Source organism: Hymenobacter piscis (assembly GCF_018760735.1).
Taxonomy (GTDB): Bacteria; Bacteroidota; Bacteroidia; order Cytophagales; family Hymenobacteraceae; genus Hymenobacter; species Hymenobacter piscis.
The window spans coordinates 52,087-74,921 of sequence record NZ_JAHHZN010000011.1; the positions used below are offsets into that span (position 1 = coordinate 52,087).

19 protein-coding genes are annotated in these 22,835 nt (G+C 64.6%); 12 read left to right on the forward strand and 7 right to left on the reverse strand.

From position 1 onward, the window contains the following. Positions 1 to 80 precede the first annotated feature (80 nt). Together KLP40_RS12965 and KLP40_RS12970 are read right to left on the reverse strand one after the other, a co-directional pair. The gene (locus KLP40_RS12965) at positions 81 to 545 is read right to left on the reverse strand and encodes a GatB/YqeY domain-containing protein (protein WP_215594211.1); all 465 of its coding nucleotides are present in this window, start codon (positions 543 to 545) and stop codon (positions 81 to 83) included. Between the two features lie 101 nt (positions 546 to 646). Beyond that, on the reverse strand, positions 647 to 1,702 hold the full coding sequence (locus KLP40_RS12970; RefSeq protein ID WP_215594212.1) for a hypothetical protein: 1,056 nt from the start codon (positions 1,700 to 1,702) through the stop codon (positions 647 to 649). 80 nt (positions 1,703 to 1,782) lie between these two features. Between KLP40_RS12970 and KLP40_RS12975 the strand changes: the two genes are divergently transcribed. The 7 genes from KLP40_RS12975 (at position 1,783) to KLP40_RS13005 (ending at position 9,107) form a co-directional block, all read left to right on the forward strand. Continuing rightward, on the forward strand, positions 1,783 to 2,508 hold the full coding sequence (locus tag KLP40_RS12975) for a pyridoxine 5'-phosphate synthase (protein WP_215594213.1): 726 nt from the start codon (positions 1,783 to 1,785) through the stop codon (positions 2,506 to 2,508). Between the two features lie 96 nt (positions 2,509 to 2,604). Continuing rightward, positions 2,605 to 3,636, forward strand: a complete 1,032-nt coding sequence (gene mnmH, locus KLP40_RS12980) for a tRNA 2-selenouridine(34) synthase MnmH (RefSeq protein ID WP_215594214.1) — start codon at positions 2,605 to 2,607, stop codon at positions 3,634 to 3,636. A 42-nt stretch (positions 3,637 to 3,678) separates the two neighbouring features. After that, complete coding sequence (gene selD / locus KLP40_RS12985; RefSeq protein ID WP_215594215.1) at positions 3,679 to 4,725, forward strand: selenide, water dikinase SelD; 1,047 nt, start codon at positions 3,679 to 3,681, stop codon at positions 4,723 to 4,725. Positions 4,726 to 4,799: 74 nt separating this feature from the next. Further along, positions 4,800 to 5,393 (forward strand): hypothetical protein, encoded by a 594-nt coding sequence (locus KLP40_RS12990; RefSeq protein ID WP_215594216.1) that lies wholly within the window; start codon positions 4,800 to 4,802, stop codon positions 5,391 to 5,393. Between the two features lie 222 nt (positions 5,394 to 5,615). Beyond that, the gene (locus KLP40_RS12995; RefSeq protein ID WP_215594217.1) at positions 5,616 to 7,463 is read left to right on the forward strand and encodes a tetratricopeptide repeat-containing sensor histidine kinase; all 1,848 of its coding nucleotides are present in this window, start codon (positions 5,616 to 5,618) and stop codon (positions 7,461 to 7,463) included. 62 nt (positions 7,464 to 7,525) lie between these two features. Then, on the forward strand, positions 7,526 to 8,305 hold the full coding sequence (locus KLP40_RS13000) for an alpha/beta fold hydrolase (protein ID WP_215594218.1): 780 nt from the start codon (positions 7,526 to 7,528) through the stop codon (positions 8,303 to 8,305). 94 nt (positions 8,306 to 8,399) lie between these two features. Next, on the forward strand, positions 8,400 to 9,107 hold the full coding sequence (locus KLP40_RS13005; RefSeq protein ID WP_215594219.1) for an SAM-dependent methyltransferase: 708 nt from the start codon (positions 8,400 to 8,402) through the stop codon (positions 9,105 to 9,107). Between the two features lie 70 nt (positions 9,108 to 9,177). Here the strand turns inward: KLP40_RS13005 and feoB are convergent, their stop codons facing one another. After that, the gene (gene feoB, locus KLP40_RS13010; protein ID WP_246558823.1) at positions 9,178 to 11,361 is read right to left on the reverse strand and encodes a ferrous iron transport protein B; all 2,184 of its coding nucleotides are present in this window, start codon (positions 11,359 to 11,361) and stop codon (positions 9,178 to 9,180) included. A gap of 11 nt (positions 11,362 to 11,372) precedes the next feature. Further along, on the reverse strand, positions 11,373 to 11,639 hold the full coding sequence (locus KLP40_RS13015; RefSeq protein WP_215594220.1) for a FeoA family protein: 267 nt from the start codon (positions 11,637 to 11,639) through the stop codon (positions 11,373 to 11,375). A gap of 224 nt (positions 11,640 to 11,863) precedes the next feature. On the opposite strand from KLP40_RS13015, the gene KLP40_RS13020 reads away from it, so the two are divergent. Next, positions 11,864 to 12,760 carry a carboxypeptidase-like regulatory domain-containing protein gene (locus KLP40_RS13020; protein WP_215594221.1) on the forward strand — a complete coding sequence of 299 codons (897 nt, stop codon included), beginning with the start codon at positions 11,864 to 11,866 and terminating at the stop codon, positions 12,758 to 12,760. 170 nt (positions 12,761 to 12,930) lie between these two features. Here the strand turns inward: KLP40_RS13020 and KLP40_RS13025 are convergent, their stop codons facing one another. Both KLP40_RS13025 and KLP40_RS13030 read right to left on the reverse strand, forming a co-directional pair. Continuing rightward, a complete protein-coding gene (locus KLP40_RS13025; RefSeq protein ID WP_215594222.1) occupies positions 12,931 to 13,560 on the reverse strand; it encodes an OmpA family protein in 630 nt (209 codons plus the stop codon). Between the two features lie 77 nt (positions 13,561 to 13,637). After that, positions 13,638 to 16,157: a bifunctional UDP-N-acetylmuramoyl-tripeptide:D-alanyl-D-alanine ligase/alanine racemase gene (locus tag KLP40_RS13030; protein ID WP_215594223.1), complete on the reverse strand. Its 2,520-nt coding sequence runs from the start codon at positions 16,155 to 16,157 to the stop codon at positions 13,638 to 13,640. Between the two features lie 295 nt (positions 16,158 to 16,452). Here KLP40_RS13030 and KLP40_RS13035 point away from each other — a divergent pair, with 295 nt between their 5' ends. The 4 genes from KLP40_RS13035 (at position 16,453) to KLP40_RS13050 (ending at position 22,107) form a co-directional block, all read left to right on the forward strand. After that, positions 16,453 to 17,391, forward strand: coding sequence for an EamA family transporter (locus KLP40_RS13035; RefSeq protein ID WP_215594224.1), 939 nt, complete (start codon positions 16,453 to 16,455; stop codon positions 17,389 to 17,391). Between the two features lie 96 nt (positions 17,392 to 17,487). Beyond that, the gene (locus tag KLP40_RS13040) at positions 17,488 to 20,091 is read left to right on the forward strand and encodes a YfhO family protein (protein WP_215594225.1); all 2,604 of its coding nucleotides are present in this window, start codon (positions 17,488 to 17,490) and stop codon (positions 20,089 to 20,091) included. A 379-nt stretch (positions 20,092 to 20,470) separates the two neighbouring features. Further along, complete coding sequence (locus KLP40_RS13045; protein WP_246558824.1) at positions 20,471 to 21,370, forward strand: 1-aminocyclopropane-1-carboxylate deaminase/D-cysteine desulfhydrase; 900 nt, start codon at positions 20,471 to 20,473, stop codon at positions 21,368 to 21,370. A 107-nt stretch (positions 21,371 to 21,477) separates the two neighbouring features. Further along, complete coding sequence (locus KLP40_RS13050) at positions 21,478 to 22,107, forward strand: DUF4230 domain-containing protein (RefSeq protein WP_215594226.1); 630 nt, start codon at positions 21,478 to 21,480, stop codon at positions 22,105 to 22,107. Positions 22,108 to 22,139: 32 nt separating this feature from the next. Here the strand turns inward: KLP40_RS13050 and KLP40_RS13055 are convergent, their stop codons facing one another. Further along, entirely contained in the window at positions 22,140 to 22,643 is a 504-nt protein-coding gene (locus KLP40_RS13055) for a regulatory protein RecX (RefSeq protein WP_215594227.1), read from the reverse strand. Positions 22,644 to 22,835: the final 192 nt, after the last annotated feature.

A 22,835-nucleotide genomic window follows, 5' to 3' on the forward strand; every position in this document is an offset into this window, starting at 1 on the left:
GGATCTGGGGGACTGAGGGTCTGGGCTGATCGGCTTTCATCCCAGACCCTCAGTTCCCCAGTTCCCCAGTCGGTCCCTAACTAGAAATTGGTGTTGTTGAGCAGGTGGCTGACGGTCTGGGAAATCAGGCGGCCGTCGGCCAGGCCGGCCAGCTCGCGGGCGGCCACGCCCATTACCTTGCCCAGGTCAGAAGGGCCGGTAGCTCCCACGCGCTGGATAATGTGGACCAGCTTCTCCACCAGCTCGGCTTCCGAAAGCTGCTTGGGCAGGTATTCCTCAATGATGGCCAGCTCGTTGAGCTCTACTTCTTCGAGGTCGGAGCGGAACTGCTTGTTGTAGGTTTCGGCGGCCTCGCGGCGCTGCTTGGCCTGCTTGGTGAGCAGCTTCATTTCGGCATCGGGCGTCAGGGCCGCGCCGTGCTGGCCCTCGGCCGTTTCAGCCAGCAGAATCTGGGACTTGATGCTGCGCAGCGTGGTCAGGCGCAACTTATCCTTGGCCAGCATGGCCTGCTTGATATCCGCGTCGATGGTTTCTTTCAGAGACATATGTCAGGGGGAAAAGGAATTAGGATGCTTAGGGTAATGGGGGGCGGCGGTCAGCTACAGCCAGAAGCTAACGGCTGCTATTTGCGCCGGAAGGGCCAAAATTACGCCTTATTCCCGGATGCCGGGCCGCTATCGGTCAGCGCCCACTCCGCCAGGGCAGCCCGGAATTGAGTGGGGTCATCGAGATAGAGGGCCAGGCGGCTGACTTGCTGGGGGAAGCCGTAGGGGCCACGGGCGCGGCGCGGTTCCCGGAGCGTGAGCAGCAGGTTGGGCGGGGTGAGCAGCAGCCGGGCCGCATTCACGAGGCCGGGCGCAGCGGGTGGCACATCGTTGATTAACTGGCTGGCCGTAAGAGCCGCGGCGGGCAGGCGGAGCTCCCACAAAAAACCTACCCGTACTACCAGCTCGCCGGCGGCGGTGAGGCGGACCGGGCGCAGGCGTACGGCCCGCAGATGGGCCAGCAGCAGCAGCAGCCCGTAGGCGTGCAGAATGCCGCCCACTAGCGCCGCCGTAGGGCTCCAGCGCAGCAGCAGCACGTGGGCCGCCCCCATTTCTACCCCCGACAACAGGCCCACCGTGCCCAGGTAAGCCGTAAAAGCCGAGTTGCGGTAGGCCGTGAAGACCCGGTCGGTGGGGCGGCTTTCGGGGCGGGCGCGCCAGCTGAGCAGGGCGTAGTAGAAGAGACTGAGCTCGGTCACCAGCGGCGTGAGCGGGCGGCCGAACACGGCCCGGAAGGCAGTTTGCAGGTTGGCTACCAGGTCGGGATTCTCCGTAGCCGCCGCCCGGTAAGCCCGGCGCAGGCGCCGCAGATTCAGCAGGGCCAGCGCGAAGGTGAGGGCTTCGGCCGCCACCAGACCGTAGCGGGTCCAGTGCAGATAGGTTTGCTGGGCGGGCGGCAGCAGCCAGAAGCCCAGGGCCACGGCCGCCGTGAAGGCCGCCGCCACCGTACTCACGGGCAGGCGGTAGGGCCGCACCACCAGCAGGTAGAACAGCACCGGCAGGCCCACCAGCACATCGAAGCTCACGGCGGCGGGCAGCGCGGGCCGCCGCGTGAAATCAGGCTGCTGAATCACGAACAATTCTACTCCCACCGCGGCCAGCAGCAGCAGGGCAAACCCGAACAGCGGGCGGTAACGAATGAGCGGGGTGGCAACCATCGGCTTCAACTTAAACGGCCCCGGGCTGTTCGGCTCTGTATCTTTACGACACGTACTTTCCCTTCAGCCCGCCCCCAGGTATGACGAAGCTTAGCGTAAACATAAATAAAATAGCCACCCTGCGGAACGCCCGCGGCCACAACCGCCCCGATCTGCTGCAAGCCGCCCGCGACATCGAGCGGTTTGGCGCCCAGGGTATCACGGTGCACCCCCGCCCCGATGAGCGCCACATCCGCTACCAGGACGTGCGCGACCTGAAAGCGGTAGTCACCACCGAGCTCAACGTGGAGGGCAACCCCACCCCCGATTTCCTGGACCTGGTGCGCGAAGTGCGGCCCGAGCAGGTGACGCTGGTGCCCGACGCGCCCGACGCCATTACCTCCAACGCCGGCTGGAACACGGTGCAGCACCAGGACTACCTGCGCGGCATCGTGGCCGACCTCAAAAGCCTGGGCTGCCGCGTGAGCATCTTCCTCGACCCCGTGCCCGAGCTGGTGCACGCCGCCGCCACCACCGGCACCGACCGCATCGAGCTCTATACCGAAGACTATGCCCGCCACTACGCCGCCAACCCCGAAGCCGCCCTCCGCCCCTACCGCGACGCGGCGCTGGTAGCCCAGCAGCTGGGTCTGGGCCTGAACGCCGGCCACGACCTCGACCTCGATAACCTGGCCTACCTGCACCAGCATCTGCCCGGCCTGCAGGAAGTCAGCATCGGCCACGCCCTGATCTGCGACGCGCTTTACCTGGGCCTCGAAAACACTGTGCAGTTGTACCGGCGCTGCCTTTCGGGAATTAAAAATTAAAAGTGAAAAACAAAAAATGGACTCGTCGGGCTGCTGACGGATAGTCCGTTCTGCCATTCATTTTTAATGTTGAACTTTTAATTTTTAACTCAACAAATGCCCCGCCTTTCCCTGCCCGATTTCCTGCGCCACCCCGCCGACGTACCCATTCTCGACGTGCGGGCGCCGGTGGAGTACGCGCAGGGGCACATTCCGGGGGCGGTGAGCTTTCCGCTGTTTTCCGACGAGGAGCGGGCCCGCATCGGGACTACTTACAAGCAGCAGAGCCAGGACAAGGCCGTGCTGCTGGGGCTGGATTTCTTCGGGCCCAAGATGAGTCAGTTCGTGAAGCAGGCCCGCAAGCTGGCTCCGCACCAGCGGGTGCGCCTGCACTGCTGGCGGGGCGGCATGCGCTCCGGGGCGGTGCAGTGGCTGCTGGAGCTGGCCGGCTTCGACGTACAGCTGCTCGACCACGGCTACAAGGATTACCGCCGCTGGGCCCTGGCTGAATTCGACCGGCCCCGGCCGCTGTGGGTGCTGGGCGGCCTCACCGGCTCGGGCAAAACCGACGTACTCCACGCCCTGCCCCCCCACCAGCAGCCGGTTATCGACCTGGAAGGGCTGGCCGCCCACAAGGGCTCGGCCTTCGGCAGCATCGGGCAGCCGGAGCAACCCACCCAGGAGCAGTTCGAGAACGAGCTGGCCCTTTTGCTGACCGCCACGCCCGCTGATGCGCCCATCTGGCTCGAAGATGAGAGCCGGACCATTGGGCGCATTTCGGTGCCGGGCGGGCTCTTTGAGCAGATGCGCACGGCCCCGCTGGTGGTGCTGGAAATTCCGCGCGGAGTGCGGGTGCGCAAGCTGGCCGACGAGTACGGGCGCGAAGACCCCGCCGCCCTGGCCGGTTCCATTTTGCGCATCCGCAAGCGCCTGGGCGGCCTGGCTACCAAGGACGCGCTGGCCGCCATCGGGGAAAGCGACATGGAGAAAATGGTGAGTCTCGTGCTCGACTACTACGACAAAACCTACTCCCACGGCCTCGACGGCCGCCCCTTCGTAACCGTCGCCTCCGATACCTGCGACCCGCTGGTGAATGCCGAGCTGGTGCTGCGGGCGGCCCAGGCAGCATTTCCCGCTCCCATACGTTGAATAGCTCCGCGCTCCTCTGCGGGAACCCTCACTCCGACCAACATGACCGAAACCGACGACATCCGCCTCACCCAGTACAGCCACGGCGCGGGCTGCGGCTGCAAAATTGCCCCCAAGGTCCTCGACCAGATTCTGCACACCAGCCTGCCCCAGCCCGCCCACGACAAGCTGCTGGTGGGCAACGCCTCCCGCGACGACGCGGCCGTGTACGACATCGGGGGCGGCCAGGCCATCATCAGCACCACCGACTTCTTCATGCCCATCGTCGATGACGCCTACGATTTCGGGCGCATTGCCTCGGCCAACGCCATTTCCGACGTGTACGCCATGGGCGGCCGGCCCGTCATGGCCATTGCCGTGCTGGGCTGGCCCATCGATAAACTCTCGCCCGAAGTGGCCCGCCGCGTGATTGAGGGCAGCCGCAGCATCTGCGCCGAGGCGGGCATTCCGCTGGCCGGCGGCCACAGCATCGACTCGCCCGAGCCCATTTTCGGGCTGGCCGTGACGGGGCTGCTCGACATTAAGAACCTCAAGCAGAACGACACGGCTACGGCCGGCTGCGAGCTGTACCTGACCAAGCCCCTGGGCGTGGGCATGCTCACCACGGCCCAGAAAAAGGGCATTCTGCGGCCCGAGGATGCCCAGCTGGCGCCCCAGAGCATGATGCGCCTGAACAAGATCGGGGCCGAGCTGGGCCAGCTGGAAGCCGTGCGGGCCATGACCGACGTGACGGGCTTCGGCCTGCTGGGCCACCTCTCGGAAGTGTGCGAGGGCAGCAACCTGACCGCCGAAATCGAGTTCGGTAAGGTGCCGCTGATTCCGGAAGCCGCGCCGTATTACGCCCAGAAGTCGATTCCGGGCGGCACGGTACGAAACTGGGATTCCTACGGCCACAAAATCGGGCCCGTGACCGATGAACAGCGGGCCTGGCTCTGCGACCCGCAGACTTCCGGCGGCCTGCTCGTGTGCGTGGATCCTGCCGGCCGCGACGCCGTGCGGGCCGTGTTCGAGCAGCACGGCCTGGCCCTGGAGCCCTTCGGAACCCTGCGGGCGCACGACGCCGGGGAGCCCTGGATTCTGGTCCGTTAGCGCATTTTCTTTCCCGACCCTTACCCGGCGGCCGCCCCGGCAGAATTCCGGGCCGGCCGCCGTTCTTTTCTCTGATGAAGCTTCTGCTCTTTCTGCGGCCCTTGCTCGAAGCCGCCGCCCTGGTGGCCGCCGTGGTGCTGGGTCTGCGGCTGCTAACCGGCCTGTTCAGCCGCAAAACCCACGTGTACCGGCTCACTTTCAGCCGGCAGCTGCGGCTGCTGTTCTGGCCCCTGCTGTGCCTGGGCGTGGGGCTGCCGTTTCTGGGGTCGTTTTTCTACGCGGGTCCGCTGGCCGTTCATGAGCTGGTGCTGCTCACGGCCCTGGCGGCGGTGGTACTGGGGTTTTCCGCACCGGCCTTTCTGCTGCACCTGCGCTACTACTTTCTGAACCTGAACACCACCCTGGTTTTCGACCCCAAGCAGAACGTGCTGGAAGTGTACGAGGCTGGCCACCGCATCCCGTTCGGCAAGCGCGACCTGGCCCGGGTGGAGCGCGTGAGCTGCCATTCGGACCGGCTGTTCTGGAGTTCTTACCAGTACCTGCGCCTGCATCTGCATACCGGCGAAACAATTACCCTCACTTCCTTGCTCACGAGCCTGGACCCGGTAACGGAATTTCTGCGCAACACGCCCTTGGAAACCCGCCGCGCGTGGTTCTGCTGGGCATAACTCCGCGGCGGCGACACCTGAATTCGGGTCAAGTGCCTGATTTACTCGTTCAAAAGGCCTATTTGCCTGTTTAATACCGATTAGCGAATATTATATTTGTTGGTTATCCTGCGGTCTGATCCTGTCCTGCCACGACGTTACCTTTTGTAGCATCGTACCCACTTGTTGCTGATGCGGCGCTTCGTGCTTCTTGTATTGCTGCTGAGCAGTTTTCTCAGCACCGTGCCTGCCCACGCAGCCCCGGTGCCGGAACTGCGCAGGCAATTGCGGACCCAGCTCCCTGATACCACCCGCTTACGGCTACTCAATGCGCTCTGCTACGAGCTTCACGACAACGCCCCCACCCAGGCCTTGCCCTACGGGGAGCAAAGCATTGCCCTGGCCCGTCGGCTGCAGGATCAGAATGCTTTACTGCGCGGCCTGCTGACCCTGGCCAGCTGCTACGCCAACCTCGCCGACGGCCCCCACGCCCTGCAGTTGCAGCAGGAAGCCCTGCTACTGGCCCGGCAGCTGCGCTCCAACGATGGCCTGGTGCGCAGCTACGCGGGCATGGGCGGCGTGTACCACGAACGCAACGACACCACGGCCGCTCTGCGCAATTACCGCCGGGCACTGGCTTACGCGTACCGGCCGGGGGTTAAAAGCCGCAGCCAGCTTATGCTGTTCGGCAACCTGGGCAACCTGTACTTCTACATGCAGGATTACGATAAGGGCCTGCTCTTCACGCGGCGCGCCCTGCAGCTGGCCCGGCGCAACGGCGACGTAGCCGGTGAATCCTTGTACCTGGCCGACCTGGGCTCATTTTATTTGCAGCTCGACCAGCTCAGCACCGCCGAAGGGCTGCTGCGCAAGGCCGTGAGCCTGGTGCAGCCCCTGCAAAACCACCGCTTCGAGGCGGGCCACCTGGAGCTGCTGGCCACGGCGCTGCTGCTGCGCAACGAACTGGATGAGGCAGAGGAGCTGACGTTGCGGGCCCTGCACCTGGCCCGCCGCATCGATTACAAGGAACGGGTGCTCGACGCGTATAACCTGCTGGGCGAAATCAGCGCCAGCCGCCGGGATTTTGAGCAGGCCTACGCCTGGCAGAACCGGTTCCGGGACCTCAACGACAGCCTCAACAGCCGCTCCCGCCTGCAAACCCTGATGGCCCTGCAGACCCGCTACGAAACGGCCGATAAGGAGCACCAGATCCGGCGCCTCACCGACCGCGAAGTAGTTATGCAGGAACGTAACCGGGCCCTGCTGGGCGGGGTTGGGGCGCTGCTGCTGGGTCTGGGCGGCATGGCCTTCCTCTACGCCAAGCTGCGCCGCAGTCGCGAGGCCCTGGCTCTCAACCACCAGGCCCTCGGCGAAGCCACCCAGGAGCTCCGCCAGCTTTCGGCCTCCAAAGACCGCCTGTACGCCATCATCGCCCATGATTTGCGCGGCCCCGTTACGTCCTTTGCCAGCGTCACGGAGCTGATTGGCTTCTACCTCAAGCAGGGCGATGAGGCCGGGCTGCGCCGCCTGCCGGAGCTGGTGCGGCAGTCGGCCCAGCAGCTCAACCACCTGCTCGATAACCTGCTGAACTGGGCCGTGAGCCAGACCGGGGAGCTGGCCTTCCACCCGCAGGCTCTGCTGGTAGCGGAACTCTGCGACGAAATTGTGCACCTGTACGCCAACGCCGCCGAAGCCAAGCAGATTACCCTCGACCTGCACTGCCCCCTGACGCTCACCGTCTGGGCCGATGCGCACATGACCCAGACCATCCTGCGCAACCTGGTTGGCAACGCCCTCAAGTTCACGCCTCCCGGGGGCACCATCCGGCTGCTGGCCGAACCGGCTGCCGGCAATACGGTGGCCCTGAGCGTGCAGGACAGCGGCCAGGGCATGGAACCGACCCAGATAGCAGCCCTGCTTTCCTCGGAGATGCCGCCCCTGCGGGGGCCACGCTCGGGCACCGGCCTGGGGCTGCTGCTCTGCCGGGCCTTCGTGAGTCGCCAGTCCGGCACGCTCCGCATCGAGAGCACACCCGCCCAGGGCACCACTGTGCGCGTATACCTGCCTGCCGCTACGGTGAGTAGTGAGTAGTGAGTAGTGAGTGCATACGGGTTTCGGGCGCTCCGGCGGGGTTTCCTTACTTTTGTGCCACTATGCTGCAACTACACTTCCGCGAAATGGGCCAAGGCGCCCCGCTCGTTATTCTGCACGGCCTGTTCGGAACCCTGGACAACTGGCAGACCCTGGCCCGGCGCTGGGCCGAGGCCGGCCACCGCGTGCTGCTGGTGGATCTGCGCAACCACGGCCGCTCGCCCCACTCCCCGGACCACTCCTACGACCTGATGGCCGAAGACGTGCGCGGCCTCTTCGACCAGCTCCAGCTCGGCCCCGATACCACCGTGCTGGGCCACAGCATGGGCGGCAAAGTAGCCATGCGCTTCGCCCTCGATTACCCGGCCCGCCTCGCCAGGCTGGTGGTGGTCGATATTGCCCCGCGCCTCTCCGACATGCGCCACCAGGACCAAATCCTGGCCGGCCTGAACGCCGTGGATTTCACCCAGTGCGCCAACCGCCAGGACGCCGACGATGCCCTCGCCCGCCATATCTCCAGCTTCGGGGTGCGGCAGTTCCTGCTCAAAAACCTCTACCGCCAGGACGACAACACGTTTGCCTGGCGCGTGAACCTGCCCGTACTCACGGCCGAAATGCTGAATATCGGTGAGGAAATCACCGGCGAATCACCCTTCCTCAAGCCGGCTCTGTTCATCCGCGGCGGCACCTCCGACTACATCAGTTCCGAGGACAAGCTCTACGGCATCCCGGCCCTGTTTCCTAACTCCCAGGTCGAAACCATCCTCGACGCCGGCCACTGGGTCCACGCCGAAAAGCCCGACGAGGTATTCGGGCTGGTGCAGGCGTTTGTGGGAGTGTAAGAGCGTGTAAAGGGTTCGTCATGCTTTGACTGCGGCTCCGCCTTCGCTCAGCATGCCCGTCCCACTCATTCACTTATTCACTCATTGACAACCCATGCCCGGCACGCTTTACCTGATTCCGACTATTCTGGCCGATGACACGGCCGCGCAGGTGCTGCCGCCCCAGGTGGCGGAGCGGGTGGCGGCGCTGTCGTGCTTTCTGGTGGAGAATGCCCGCACGGCCCGGCGTTTCATCAAGAGCGTGGCCCCGGCGCACGTTATCGAGCAGCTCAGCATCAGCGTTATTGACAAGGACAGTACCGAAGCCCAGGTGCAGGCGGCGCTGCAGCCCGTGCTCAAGGGCCAGGATGCGGGCGTGATTTCGGAGGCCGGCTGCCCCGGCATTGCCGACCCGGGGGCTGAGCTGGCCCGCCGGGCTCATCAGCTGGGCCTGCGGGTGGTGCCACTGGTGGGGCCATCGTCGCTGCTGCTGGCCCTCATGGCCTCGGGCCTGAACGGGCAGAGTTTCACGTTTCACGGCTACCTACCCATTGAGCGCGGCCCGCGGGTGGCAGCCCTCAAGAAGCTGGAGCAGCAGGCCCTGCAACTGCACCAGACCCAGCTGTTCATCGAAACGCCCTACCGCAACCTCCCACTCTTCGACGACCTGCTGGCCACGCTACACGCCGGCACCCGCCTCTGCGTGGCCGCCAGCCTCACGGCCCCCCAGGAGTTTGTGGTCACGGATACCGTCGCCGGCTGGAAAAAGCGTGCCCGCCCGGACATCCACAAGCAGCCGGCCGTGTTTCTGATTGGGCAGTAGCATTTTGGGAAAGGGCGGATGTTCTTCGCTACGCTTTGAATGACGGCCTTTTTCCAGCTGCCCGGCCTTTCTACTTCATAAACTGGTACACCGCCAGGGAGGCGAAATAGGCCAGCCCGGTCATGTACACGAGCTGCAGAATGGGCCACTTCCAACCCTTGGTTTCGCGGTAGGTGGCCGCCAGCGTGCTCATGCACTGCATGGCAAAAACGTAAAACACGAGCAGGGAAAACGCCCGCGCCGGCGTGAAAAACGGCTGGCCGTTAAGGTCTTTTTCGGCGGCCAGCTTCTGCTGCACGGTCTGCTCATTGGCATCCTGGCCCACGCTGTAGATGGTGCTCATGGTGCCCACGAATACTTCCCGGGCGGCAAAGGAGGTGATAAGCGAAATACCGATTTTCCAGTCGAAGCCCAACGGGCGGATGGCCGGCTCCAGCACGTGGCCGACCACGCCGGCGTAAGAGTTTTCGAGGCGCTCGGAAGCTACCCGGGCCTGGGTTTGCTCGGGGTCCAGGCCCTGGGCGGCGGCCGTGGTGCGGGCCCGGGCTTCGGCGCGCTCCAGGCGGCCGGGCGGGCCGTAGGTGGCCAGCACCCACAGGATGATGGAAATGGCCAGAATCACCTTACCGGCCTGGAATACGAAGGCTTTCACCTTTTCCACTATGGTCAGGCCCACGTTTTTCCAGCGCGGCCAGCGGTACACCGGAAATTCCATGATAAAGTAGCTCCGCTCCCGGGTTTTAAGCAGCAGCTTCATGGCCCAGGCCGAGAAGATGGCCGCGAAAAAGCCCAGCAGGTACAGGCCCATCAGGGCAAAGCCGCGCAGGTTGAAGATACCCAGCACCGGCTCGTCGGGCACCACCAGGCCAATGAGCACGGTGTACACCGGAATCCGGGCCGAGCACGACATGAGCGGGGTCACGAAGATGGTGATGAGCCGGTCCTTGCGGTTTTCAATGGTGCGGGCGCTCATAATGGCCGGCACGGCGCAGGCCACGCCCGAAATCAGGGGCACGATGCTCTTGCCGTTGAGCCCGAAGCGCCGCATGATGCGGTCCATCATGAACGTGACGCGGGCCATGTAGCCGGTTTCCTCCAGCACCGCAATAAAGGCGAAGAGCAAGGCAATCTGGGGGATGAAGATGAGCACCCCGCCCAGGCCCGCCAGCACGCCCTCGGTGAGCAGATTAATCAGCGGCCCGTCGAAATTGGTCTGGATGAGGCCGTTGATCCAGGCTACGCCCTGGTCGATGAGCTCCATGGGGTAGCTGGCCCAGGCAAACACGGCCTGAAACATGAGAAATAGCACCCCGAAGAAAATGCCGTAGCCCCATACTTTGTGGGTCAGCACCTTGTCGAGGCGGTTGCTGTAGGGCTCGTTTTTCTCGGTACGCGTCACCGTCACACAGTTCAGCAGCACCTCGTTGATGCGGCCGTAGCGGGCAATGGTTTCCTGGGCCTGGCGGGCGGTGGGCTGAAAGTCGTACTGCTCGGTCAGCTCCTGAATGTAGGCCCGGTCGTCGGGCGTCAGGAAGCTGATGTGGCGGTACTGGTGGGCGTAATGCAGCGCCAGGTAGTCGTTGTGCAGGTTGAAGTAGTACCGAATCTGCCGGATCATGGGCAGCAGCGCCTCCTCGGGCTCGTAGAAGCTGACCGTGGGCGCGCCCAGGGTCTGGGCCATCAGGATTTTGAGGGCCGTGATGCCCACACCCTGGCGGGCGTTCATGGGCACCACCGGCACGCCCAGCTCCTGCTGCAGGGCCGCCACATCAATGTGCACGCCGTGCTGGTCGGCCACGTCCATCATGTTCAGGGCCAGAATGGCGGGCAGGCCCATGTCGGCCAGCTGGGTGAACAGCAGCAGGTTGCGGCGCAGGTTGCTCGCGTCCACGGTCACCACCACGAAATCGGGGTACTGGGCGCTGGTCTTGTCGTAGAACAGGTCGGTGATGACCTTCTCGTCGAGACTCTTGGGGTAGAGCGAGTAGGTGCCCGGCAGGTCAATGATTTCGGCCCGCAACTGGGGCGTGAGCTGGCTGACGCCGGTTTTGCGGTCCACCGTCACGCCCGGAAAGTTGCCCACCTTCTGGTTGAGGCCGGTAAGCTGGTTGAACAGCGACGACTTGCCGGAGTTGGGGTTGCCCACCAGGGCAATGCGCGTGAGCGGGCCAGGGTGGCGCAGGGCGGCCGCTTCGAGGTGGGCGGCCGATGCGGCGACGCCGGCCCGGCCCGGTACTACTTGCCCACCGCTCATGTACTCAGAAATTATTTCAGAAGAATAGTTGCCGCCTCACTCACCCGCAACGACAACGTGTAATCGGCCATGTCGCCCACCACCAGGGTGATGGGGCAGCCCAGCGGGGCCCGGCTGTTAAGGCGCACCTGCGTACCCGGAATACAGCCCATTTCCAGCAGCTTCAGGGCCATTTCGGGGTCCTGGAGGCAGCAGATAGTGCCGGATTCTCCCAACTGGAGGTCTTTCACGCTGCGACGAATGGGCGGGGCGGAAGCAAGGGGTGAACGATCAGACACGGGCGGGGGGAAAGCTATTTAGACTTACTACAAACAAAGGTACCACCCTTTTATGTTTCGGCCAAAATTGCCCCCCGGCGGACCGGCACGCCGGCACCGTTCTAAGTCCCTGAGCTATAAATATTCCCCAGTCGAATTGCATTACTGTAAATATTCTTAGAAGGCTTGCATTTAGTGCCCCATTTCCTCGTAATTTTGGCTGATAACACTAGTTTGATTAACCTATGGTCCAACGCGTACTCTCCCTCCTTTTTGTGGCTCTGGCTCTGCCCTTGCTCAGCATCGCCCAAGACGCCAAAATGACCGGCCGTATCGTCGATGACAAGACGAAGGAACCCATTCCGTTCGCCTCCATTGGGCTTAAGGAAGAGCAGACCGGTGCCCTCACCAACGAGTATGGCTTTTTCCAGATGGCCATGCCCCAGAAGAACCCCCAGGATTCGCTCATCATCATGGCCCTGGGCTACTTCCGCAAGGCCGTGCTGGTGAAGCCCGGCATCAAGGTGCAGGACATGATTATCGAGGTACCCAAGCGGGCCATCGAGCTGAAGGAGGTAAAGATTCAGGGCGGCAAGGTGAAGGACCTGGCCCTGGGCTCCAAGTCGAATACGCCCGGTGAAGGCATGATTCAGGGCATGCCCGGTAGCCAGTACGCCTTCTTCGTGAAAAACGACAAGGGCAAGAACCTGGGCAACGTGCGCTCGGTATCGTTCTACATCGGGGAAAACGGCTTCCCCCGCGAGCCGTTCCGCGTGCGCCTCTACAAGGCCGACGGCAACTACAACTCGCCCAACACCGACCTGCTGACCGAAAACATCGTGGTATCGGCTCCCAAGGGCGGCGAATGGTACACGATTGACCTGACCGAGTATAACATCGAGGCGCCTAAGGAAGGCTTCTTCGTGGCTATGGAGTGGATTGTGAGCGGCGACAACTTCTACACCACCAACTTCATGGACAACTACACGCCCTACGGCCAGATTCTGCGCCCCACCTTCGAATTCAAGGAGGCCCGTACCTGGAACTACACCATGGGCCGGGGCTGGAGCCTCATCACCCTCGCCAACAACGGCATGCGCTACAACGCCATGATCCGCGCCGAGGTCGACCAGATCAAATAAATCACTGATTAACGCTGATTAATCGTGATTTCACTGATTTTTATCGGTGGTCAAAAAAAAGAGGACCACTCCGGCTTGGAGCGGTCCTCTTTTTTTTAATTGAGTTGACCAATTAATCAGGATGCAGAAGAAATCAGCGAAATCACGATTAATCAGCGTCAATCAGTGATTTATTTGAGCACGGCAATTTCCACGCGGCGGTTCTGCTGGCGGCCGGCGGGCGTGGCGTTGGTGGCCACGGGAGCTTTCTCGCCCATGGGCTCCAGGCTCACCTGGTCGGCGGTCATCATGCCGTTTTTGGTCAGCCAGTCCTTTACGGCGGCGGCGCGCTCCTTGCTCAGCTGCATGTTGTAGGCCTTGTCGCCGCGCGAGTCGGCGAAGCCCAGCACCCGCACCTGCTTCCCGCGGTAGCGGCGGGCGATGGACGCACTGATTTCCGAGAGGGCCCGGGTGGCCGAGGGCTTGATGACGGCTTTGTCGGTGTCGAAGAGCACTTCCTCGTCGAGGCCGTAGAGGTTGATCCGCTCGCCCTCCCGCACTGTGATTTCAGGCAGGTCGATTTCTTCCAGCTTGGTGTCAGCGAAGTTGTCCTTGGTTACATCGAAGGCATCTTCCACTGCGTTTTCAGTGGCGTTGGCCGCCGCGTCAACCATGCCTTCGGCCGTACGGCCGTTATTAAATACCACGGCCGTGTCGGCAGTGGCTTCCTGGGGCTCATTTTTCTCCGAAGGGTTTTTGAGGTCGGAGCACGAGGCCAGCAGCGCCAGGGCGGCCAGGGCAGGGAGGAATACTTTTTTCATGGGAAAAGGAGAGAATAGGGTGAAGTGAACGTACGGTCAGGGTAGTCAGATGTTGTGCCAGGCTCCGGGGCAGGATGCTATTCGGCCACGAAAACCCGCTTTACCCGCTCGCTCACGTTGGTGAGCAGCTCGTAGGGAATCGTGCCAATGCGCTGGGCCAGCTCCGGGAGGCCCAGCTGCTCGCCAAATATAACGGCTCCGTCGCCGGCCCGGGCGCCGGCAATGTGGGTCACGTCGGCCATGCACATGTCCATGCACACGCTGCCCACCAGCGGGGCGCGCTGCCCCCGGATGAGCACTGCCCCCACCCCGTTGCCGAAGCGTCGGTCGTAGCCATCGGCGTAGCCGATGGCCAGGGTGGCAATGCGCCGGTCGTGGGCAGTGGCCTCACCCCGGCGGCCGTAGCCCACAGTGTGGCCGGCGGGCAGGGTTTTCACCTGGGAAATGGTGGTGCGCAGGGTGCTTACGGGCCGCAACGCGTCGGGCTCCTGGCCGCTGGCTTCCACCCCGTAGAGGCCGATGCCGAGGCGCACCATATTGAGCTGGCCCCCGGGGAAGCGCACAATGCCGGCCGAGTTGAGCGCGTGCTTGAGCACCGGGTAGCCCAGGGCATGCTCCAGAAGGGGCGTCATGCGCGCGAAGGCGGCTAATTGGCCCCGCGAGAAGGCATCCTGGCCGGCTTCGTCGGCGCTGGCTAGGTGGGTAAGGGCGCTGGCCACCCGCAGGTGGGCGGCGTTGGCGTGCAGCAGGGCACCCAGCTCGGGCACGTCTTCTTCGCCGAACCCCAGGCGGCGCATACCGGTATCGAGCTTGAGGTGAATGGCGGGCATGGCGGCCCGGCGGGCGGCGGCCAGGTAGTCGTGGAGGCGCTCGAAGGAGTAGATTTCCGGCTCCAGATGGTACTGGCGCAGCACCTCGAAGGAATCGGGGGCCGGGTTCATCACCATAATGGGCAGGCTGATGCCGTGCTGGCGCAGGTCCACGCCCTCGTCGGCGTAGGCCACGGCCAGGTAATCGACGCGGTGAAACTGGAGCAGATTGGCTACTTCGGCCGAGCCGCTGCCGTAGGCGAAGGCCTTGACCATCACCATGAGCTTCACGCCGGGCTGCAGGCGGCGGCGGTAAAAGTTGAGGTTGTGCACCAGCGCATCGAGGTTCACTTCCAGCACCGTCCCGTGGATTTTCTGCTGGAGCGCGGCCACAATCCGCTCGAAGCCGTAGCGGCGGGCCCCCTTCACCAGCAGCAGCTCCTGCCGGAACTGCTCGGGCCGGAAGGCGGCCAGGAACGCCTCCGTATCGGGATAAAAAGCTGTTTCCAAACCCGCAAAGGCAGTTTGGTGGGCGCTGATGTCGGGGCCGATGCCGATGAGGCGGGCCACGCCGTGGGCGGGCAGCAGGGCCGCCACCCGGGCGTAGAGCTCGGCCCCACTCAGGCCCGATTCGAGCACGTCGGAGAGGATGAGGGTGCGGCGCAGGCGGCGCGTCTGGCGGGCCAGGGCATCGAGGGCGAGGCGCAGGCCGGCCAAATCGTTGTTGTAGGTGTCGTCGAGGACGTAGCAGTCGTGGAGGGCCTGCTTCATTTCCAGGCGCATGGCCACGGGCTGGAGCCGGTCGAGGCGGCGCTGGATTTCGGCGGGCTCCACCTGCCGCCAGAGCAGCACCACGAGGCCGTGGAGGGCATTTTCCACCGAGGGCTCGTCGGCGAAGGGCAGGGTGAAGGTGTGCTCCGCGGGCTGGGGCTGGGGCTGGGCCTGCTCCACGCGCACCACGGTGCGGTCGGCGGAGGCGGCTTCGCCGCGCACCAGCCAGTGGGCTTCGCCGGCGGCGTAGCGGCGCGGCTCGCGGGTCCAGGCCGCCAGGCGGGTGCGCCCGGGGCGAAGCTGGCGGCGGGCGGCGGCGTGGATCAGGGCGTGGTCAGCGCAGTAGAACAGGGTATCCACTTCCTCAAAGAGCCGCATCTTCTCGGCTACTTTCTGCTCAGGGGAGGCAAAACCGGCGTCGTGGGCGGTGCCCAGGTTGGTGAACAAACCCAGCGTGGGCTGAATCACGCGGGCCAGGCGGGCCATTTCGCCGGGCTCCGAAATGCCGGCTTCGAAGATGCCGAGCGTATGCTGGGCCGTGAGCTCCCACACGCTCAGCGGCACGCCCACCTGGGAGTTGTAGGAGCGCGGACTCTTGCAGATCAGCTCGTCGGGGCTCAGCAGCTGGGCCAGCCACTCCTTCACGATGGTTTTGCCGTTCGAGCCGGTGATGCCGAACACGGGCAGCGCAAACTGCTGCCGGTGCCGGGCCGCCAGGATTTGCAGGGCCGCCAGCGCGTCGGGCACGGCCACAAACCCCGCCTCCGGGTACGCCGCCACGCCCCCGGGCAGGTCGGCGCCGGCTTCCACCACAAACTGCCGCACCCCGGCCCGGTAGAGTTCGGGCAGGTAACGGTGGCCGTCGTGCTGGGGGCCGCGCAAGGCGAAAAACAGGCTATCGGCCGGAGTTTCGATGCGGCGGCTGTCCAGCAGCAGGCGCTGGATGACCGGGGCGGCGGCCGGGCGTTGCAGCAGGGTGCCGCCGGTAAGGGCGGGCAGGTCGGAGTACTGAAGCATGCGCAAAGGTAGCGCGGGGCGGATTGGTGGTTAGTGGGTGGTTATTGGTGGGTCGTAGAAGAAACGTCATTCCGAGCGCAGGCGGAGCCGGAGCCGAGGAATCTCGCGTGCTGACATTGCCAAAGCAGCTCTACTATCAGGCTTACCACCACAACATCAGCACGCGAGATTCCTCGGCTGCGCTCGGAATGACGTTTCTTCCACGACCCACCAAAACCACCCGCCAACAACCAGCAACCACCCACTAACCACCCAGCAACAACCATCAACCTGCCCCGCGCTACCTTTGCGAGGCATGAAACTTTCGCGTCATCATCTGGCGGCTCTGGCGGCCTTTGTTATCTGGGGCTTCTTCCCGATTCCGCTGCGCTGGCTGGCCGGGTATGCCAGCGGCCAGATTCTGCTGTTCCGGGTGCTGCTTTCCCTGCTGCTGCTGGGGCTGCTGCACGGCTTGGGCCGGCGCGCTACCGTGCGGGCCACCTGGGCGCAGTGGCGCGCTGCCCCCCGTCCCGCGCGGCGGCAGGTGCTGCGCGGGACGTTGCTGGGCGGGGTGCTGCTGACTGCCAACTGGCTGCTGTTCATTTACGTGGTGAACCAGGTAAGCGTGCAGGCCGGCTCCTTTGCCTACCTCATCTGCCCCATCCTGACGGCCCTGCTGGGCTTCGTGGTGCTGGGCGAAAAGCTGCGGCCCAACCAGTGGCTGGCCATCGGCCTGAGTGCCCTGAGCTGCACGCTGCTGGGCGCCGGGGGCGGCCGGGCGCTGCTGCTGAGCCTGGTGGTAGCCTTCACCTACGCCGCCTACCTCATCAGCCAGCGCCGCCTCCAGGGCTACGACCGACTGGTGCTCCTGATGGTGCAGCTCACCCTGGCGGCCCTGCTGCTGCTGCCCCTGGCCGGCCGCCTGGGGGCCCGGCCCCTGGCCGGCCTTCACGATGGCCGCCTGCTGGCCGTAACGGCCCTGCTGAGCGTGGTCTTCACCGTGGTGCCCCTGTTTCTGAACCTGTACGCCCTCAACGCCCTGCCTTCCGGCACGGTGGGCATCTTCATGTACATCAATCCGCTGCTGAGCTTTCTGCTGGCGTTTCTCTACTTCGGAGAGCACGCCACCGCCTTGCAACTGCTGGCCTACGGACTGATTTTCCTCTCGATTGGCCTGTATAATTTCCGGCCGGCGCAGCCCCGGTTGCCGGAGCCGGTCGGCGGCACGCCGGAAGCCCCGCCGGCCCTGGGTTGATCGGGGCGGCGCAACAGGCAACATTCTCTTACCTTCGGGGCTCCCTGGCGGCGGTTTTGGCGGCCCGGGAGCCCAATCCGACTTTCCATAAGCCGAATGACCACTTCTCCCCGTCAGGCCGCTGCGCCGTTGTGGCGGCGGGTGCTGCCGCACCTGCTGGCCGTGTTGTTTTTCCTGGTGCTGGCCGCCGTGTACTTCTCGCCCATCCTCTTCGATGGCAAAACCCTGGCCCAGCACGACATCGTGCAATTTAGGGGCGGTTCGCAGGAGGCGGCCCAGTTCCGCGAGGCGACCGGCGAGGAGGCGCTCTGGACGAACTCCATGTTCTCGGGCATGCCCACCTACCTGATCAGCACCCGCTTCCCCGGCGACCTGAGCCAGTACCTGCACAAGCTCTTCACCATCGGGCTGCCGGCGGTGGTAGCCAACCTGTTTCTGGCTTTGGTGTGCGGCTACGCGCTGTGCGTGGCCCTGGGCCTCTCGCCGCTGGTGAGCGTGGTGGGCGCCCTGGCCCTGGGCTTCACGAGCTACAACCTGATTATTCTGGCCGCCGGCCACAACACCAAGAGCCTGGCCCTGGCTTACGCTCCACTGGTGCTGGCCGGGCTGCTGGTGGCATTCCGGCGCAACAAGTGGCTGGGCACGGCCCTGTTCGCCCTGGGTCTGGCCATGAACGTGCGCTCCAATCACCTCCAGATAACCTATTACCTGCTGCTGCTGGTGCTGGTGTTCGGGGTGGTGGAGCTTATTTTTGCCTTCCGCGAGAAGCGCCTGCCCGACTTTTTCACCCGGACGGCCCTGCTGGCGGTAGCCGCCCTGCTGGCGGTAGGCGTGAGCTTCGGCCGTCTCTACGTTACGCTCGACTACAGCAAGTACAGCATTCGGGGCAAATCGGAACTGACGACGCCGGCTCCGGCGGCGCCCGGCCAAGTCCAGGACCCGGTGGAAAACGGCTCCGGCCTCAACCGCGAGTACGCCTTCAGCTACAGCTACGGCATCGGCGAAACGGCCACCCTGCTCGTGCCCAACTTCTACGGCGGCGCCTCCCAGATGAAGCTCGCCGACAACTCGGAAACGGCCAAGGCCCTCACGGCCGCCGGCGTGCCCCCGGCCCAGCTCTCCGACTACTTGGCCCAGATGCCCACCTACTGGGGCGACCAACCCATCACCAGCGGGCCGGTGTACGTGGGCGCGGTGGTGTTTCTGCTCTTCGTGCTGGGCCTTCTGGTGGCCGACCGCCGCACCCGCATCTGGCTGCTGACGGGCACGCTGCTTTCCGTGGTGCTGGCCTGGGGTAAGAACTTCGAGACGTTCAACTACCTCATGTTCGACTACTTCCCGGGCTACAACAAGTTCCGAGCCGTGAGCATGGCCCTCGTGATTGCCCAGCTGGCTATGCCGGTGCTGGCCGTGCTGGCCCTGGCCCGCGTGCTGCGCGGCCGCCGGGTTCAGGCCGAACCCGCCGCCGCCGTCAGCACCCACCCGAGCCTGGCCGCCCTCGCCGGTCGCCCCGCCGATACCGCCGACACGGCTTACCTCAAGCAACAGGTGCTGCGGGCCCTGGCCATCACGGCCGGGTTGTGCGCCCTGGCTTTCCTGGCCGGGCTGGTATCCGATTTTGCAGCGCCCATCGATGCCCAGCTCCAGCAGCAGGGCTTCCCGCTGGAGGCGCTGCGGGCCGACCGTGCCTCCCTGCTCCGCTCCGACGTGTTCCGGTCCCTGCTGTTTGTGGCCCTCACGGCCGGGGTGCTGTGGTTTTTCCTGCAGCGCAAGCTCTCGGGCGGCCTGGCCGCGGCCCTGGTGGGCCTGCTCACGCTGGTGGATTTGTGGGGCGTGGACAAGCGCTACCTCAACGACGGCAACTTCCAGCAGGAAACCGTGACCGAGCAGTTTGTACCCTCCGCCGCCGACCAGCAGATTCTGCAGGACAAGGACCTGAGCTACCGGGTGCTGAACCTGCAAAACCCCTTCAACGAAGCGCAAACCTCGTATTTCCACAAGAGCATTGGCGGCTACCACGGGGCCAAGCTGCGCCGCTACCAGGATTTGATTGAGCGCCAGATGTCGCCCCAGCTCCAGCGCATCTACTCTGAGAGCCGGCCCGACGCGGCCCCGGTGCTCAACATGCTCAACACCCGCTACCTCATCACGCCGCCCGCGGAAAAGCAGCCCCAGCAGGCCGTGCGCAACCCCGGCGCCCTGGGCAACGCCTGGTACGTGGCCCAGGTGCAGCCCGTACAGAACCCCGACGAGGAAATCAAGGCCCTGGGCACGCTGAACCCCGCTACTACGGCCGTGGTGGACGTGGCCAAGTTCCCGCTGGCCCAGACCACTTTCCCGACCGAAGGCTCCACCATCGCCCTGACCACGTATTCGCCCAACGCCCTTACCTACCGCACCACCGCGGCCCAGGCCGGCTTGGTGGTGTTCTCGGAAATCTACTACGCCGATGGCTGGCAGGCCTACCTCGACGGCCAGCCGGTGCCCCACCTGCGGGCCAACTACGTGCTGCGGGCCCTGCAGGTACCGGCCGGCAGCCACACCATCGAGTTCAAATTCGAGCCCGCCCAGTACGCTCTCGGCAACACGGTGTCGCTGGTGTCGTCCGTCCTGCTCCTTATGGCCCTGCTGGCGGCCCTCTTCTACGCCGTCCGCCACCGCCCCGAGCCCCGCACCATTTCCGACACGCTGCTGGCGTGAGGTGAAATGGTGAGGTGGTGAATTGGTGAGTTGATGGTCAACGAGCCAGCTGGCCACCACCAATCAACCTAGTCTTGCGGCAGCTCGAATCATACTTTAGCACTGAACCCCTGACGTCCGTTGGCGTCGGGGGTTTTTGTTTTACCGAACTTCGCTCCTCGAAAAGCCCGGGTTGGTGATGGCCGTAACCGCGTCTCGTCGTTGCTGAACGATGTACCGCCGCCATAGAGACACAATATTTTGGGTCTCGTCGTTGCTGACATCCCCCGTCGGATGAACTGTGCAACGGCGAGACCCAAAATATTGTGTCTCTACCACCTCTCGCGCCAGCAGGCCCGCAGAACGTCAACTCACCAGTTCACCATCTCACTATTTCACCTTGCCCCCGCTCATCCTTTCCCCGCTGGCGGAGCCCCTGGCCGAACGGGCCGGAGTGCGCCTGCTGCTGGCCCGCGACGACCTGACTCACCCCGAATTGCCGGGCAACAAGTGGCGCAAGCTCCAGCACAACCTGCGGGAGGCCGACCGTTTGGGCCACGACACGCTGCTGACTTTCGGCGGGGCCTACTCCAACCACCTGGCGGCCGTGGCGACGGCGGGCCGGCTTACCGGCCGCCGCACGGTGGGCGTGGTCCGGGGCGAAGAGCTGGCCCACCGCCCCCTCAACCCCACCCTGGCCCGCGCCGCCGCCGACGGCATGCAGTTCCGGTTCGTGGACCGGGCCACTTACCGCCGCAAGCAGGAGCCGGCGTTGCTGGCGGAGCTGCTGGAGGCCACCGGGCCGGCCTACGTGCTGCCCGAGGGCGGCTCGAACGCGCTGGCGTTGCCGGGCTGCGCCGCCCTGGTGCCGGAAATCCGGGCGCTGACCGATTTTGATATTCTCTGCGTAGCCTGCGGCACCGGCGGCACCCTGGCCGGTCTGCTCACCGGCCTGCACGGCCGCCAGCAGGCCCTGGGCTTCGCCGCCCTCAAGGGTGCCGACTTTCTGCGCCAGGACATCCGGCAGCTCACCCTGGCCGGCACCGGCCGCACCTACGCCAACTGGGAACTGCGCACCGACTACCACGGCGGGGGCTACGCCCGCCTCAGCCCGGCCCTGCGGCAGTTCATTGGGGAGTTCCAGCACCGCCACGGCATCCTGCTCGACCCGATTTACACCAGCAAAATGATGGTGGGGGTGCTTGATTTGCTGGCGAAAGGTTACTTCCGCCGGGGCAGCACCGTGGTGGCCCTGCACACCGGTGGCCTCCAGGCCTGGGATGGGTTCGGCGGGTTGTAGCCTGTTGCCCCGCCTGGCTGCTGCCCGGCGGCGGAATTTACGGCGGCGGAAACCGGGCCTTTTCCGTATCGGTTACCAACTCACTGTTCCGCTTTCGCCCGCCTGCTATGCCCTACCTGCTCCGTCGCCTGCTGCCGCTGTTGTTTCTGCTGGGGCTGGGGTGGTTTCTCTGGACGAAAGTCCGCCCTGCCCTCACGGCGTTTGAGAACCCGCTCAACCCGAATCCGCGCGTGACGGTCACCCACAATACGGTGCTGGAAAAAGTGGAGGCCCTGGGCCGGATGGAGCTGGTGCGCTACGAATTCCGCGACGTGGTGGAGTACAAGAAAAGCACCTACCGCTTCCTGCCCGACGCCAAAGTAGCCCTCATCGTGGCCGGCAACGCCATCGGCTGCCTTGACCTGCGCAAACTGCGCCCCCAGGACGTGGTGCTGGAGGGCGACTCCGTTGTGCGCGTGGCCCTGCCCGCGCCCGAGCTCTGCGTCTGGCAGATCGACCACCGCAAAAGCAAGGTCTACAGCATCGAAAACGGCTTTTTTCAGGATGCCGAGCTGGTGGATGCGGGCTACAAATACGCCGAGGCCAACGTGCGCCGGGCGGCCCTGAACTCCGGTATTCTGGCCCAGACCGAGCAGAACGCCCAGCGCATCCTGCGCCCCATGCTCCAGACCATGACCGGCCGCCGCGTTATCCTGACCCGCCAGATGAATACCCCGCAGCTCCCGGCGAAGCGGTAAAAACTGCCGCCCCCGCAACGGCGCAACGACGGTTATTCCTCGTCGTCCTCGCCTCCTTTACCCAAATCATCGAGGGCCATTTTGATCAGGTCCTGCTCGTAGCCTTTGGTCATGAGAAAGAGCTGGATTTTCTGGCGGCGCTTGCCGGGGTGGCGCTCCTTTTCCTGGCGGTCCTTCTTTTCGAGCAGGTCCACGAGGTTCTGGTAGTACACGTCGCCGTCGATTTCCTTCATGCCCGACTTGATGCAGTAGTCGGACAGGCCTTTTTGCTTGAGTTCCTGCAGGATGCGGCGGCGGCCCCACTTCTTATTGCTGTAGTGCCCGCGCACGTAGGCCTGGGCGTAGCGCTCCTCGTCGAGCAGCTTTTCCCGGCTCAGGCGGATGATGATTTCGCCGGCCTCGTCCTCACTGAGCCCGTAGCTGCGCAGCTTGGCTTCCACTTCCTTCTGGTTGCGCTCCTGATAGGCGCAGAACTCAGCAATTTTGCGCAGGGCTTCGGTGGGCGTGTAGAACTTGGGGGCGGCGGGCTTGAACATACGGGGGCAGTGAGGTGACGAAAGGAAGCGGGCGCCAAGGGTCGGCGGCCGGGCTGATTCCAACGCTGATCCGGCTAAAATAGCTCCCTTATCAACTATGGCCGCAGACCGGGGTGGGCGCGATGCGGGAGCAGGGACTTTAGTAACGGAAAAATAAGGCGGCGGGCAACCCTTGCCCACCGGATTTCCTCT

Excerpts from the sequence above, each read along its gene's own strand:
- KLP40_RS12965 (WP_215594211.1), bottom strand. The coding sequence starts at position 545 with ATGTCTCTGAAAGAAACCATCGACGCGGATATCAAGCAGGCCATGCTG.
- KLP40_RS12970 (WP_215594212.1), bottom strand. The coding sequence starts at position 1,702 with ATGGTTGCCACCCCGCTCATTCGTTACCGCCCGCTGTTCGGGTTTGCC.
- KLP40_RS12975 (WP_215594213.1), top strand. The coding sequence starts at position 1,783 with ATGACGAAGCTTAGCGTAAACATAAATAAAATAGCCACCCTGCGGAAC.
- mnmH (WP_215594214.1), top strand. The coding sequence starts at position 2,605 with ATGCCCCGCCTTTCCCTGCCCGATTTCCTGCGCCACCCCGCCGACGTA.
- selD (WP_215594215.1), top strand. The coding sequence starts at position 3,679 with ATGACCGAAACCGACGACATCCGCCTCACCCAGTACAGCCACGGCGCG.
- KLP40_RS12990 (WP_215594216.1), top strand. The coding sequence starts at position 4,800 with ATGAAGCTTCTGCTCTTTCTGCGGCCCTTGCTCGAAGCCGCCGCCCTG.
- KLP40_RS13000 (WP_215594218.1), top strand. The coding sequence starts at position 7,526 with ATGCTGCAACTACACTTCCGCGAAATGGGCCAAGGCGCCCCGCTCGTT.
- KLP40_RS13005 (WP_215594219.1), top strand. The coding sequence starts at position 8,400 with ATGCCCGGCACGCTTTACCTGATTCCGACTATTCTGGCCGATGACACG.
- feoB (WP_246558823.1), bottom strand. The coding sequence starts at position 11,361 with ATGAGCGGTGGGCAAGTAGTACCGGGCCGGGCCGGCGTCGCCGCATCG.
- KLP40_RS13020 (WP_215594221.1), top strand. The coding sequence starts at position 11,864 with ATGGTCCAACGCGTACTCTCCCTCCTTTTTGTGGCTCTGGCTCTGCCC.
- KLP40_RS13025 (WP_215594222.1), bottom strand. The coding sequence starts at position 13,560 with ATGAAAAAAGTATTCCTCCCTGCCCTGGCCGCCCTGGCGCTGCTGGCC.
- KLP40_RS13030 (WP_215594223.1), bottom strand. The coding sequence starts at position 16,157 with ATGCTTCAGTACTCCGACCTGCCCGCCCTTACCGGCGGCACCCTGCTG.
- KLP40_RS13035 (WP_215594224.1), top strand. The coding sequence starts at position 16,453 with ATGAAACTTTCGCGTCATCATCTGGCGGCTCTGGCGGCCTTTGTTATC.
- KLP40_RS13040 (WP_215594225.1), top strand. The coding sequence starts at position 17,488 with ATGACCACTTCTCCCCGTCAGGCCGCTGCGCCGTTGTGGCGGCGGGTG.
- KLP40_RS13050 (WP_215594226.1), top strand. The coding sequence starts at position 21,478 with ATGCCCTACCTGCTCCGTCGCCTGCTGCCGCTGTTGTTTCTGCTGGGG.
- KLP40_RS13055 (WP_215594227.1), bottom strand. The coding sequence starts at position 22,643 with ATGTTCAAGCCCGCCGCCCCCAAGTTCTACACGCCCACCGAAGCCCTG.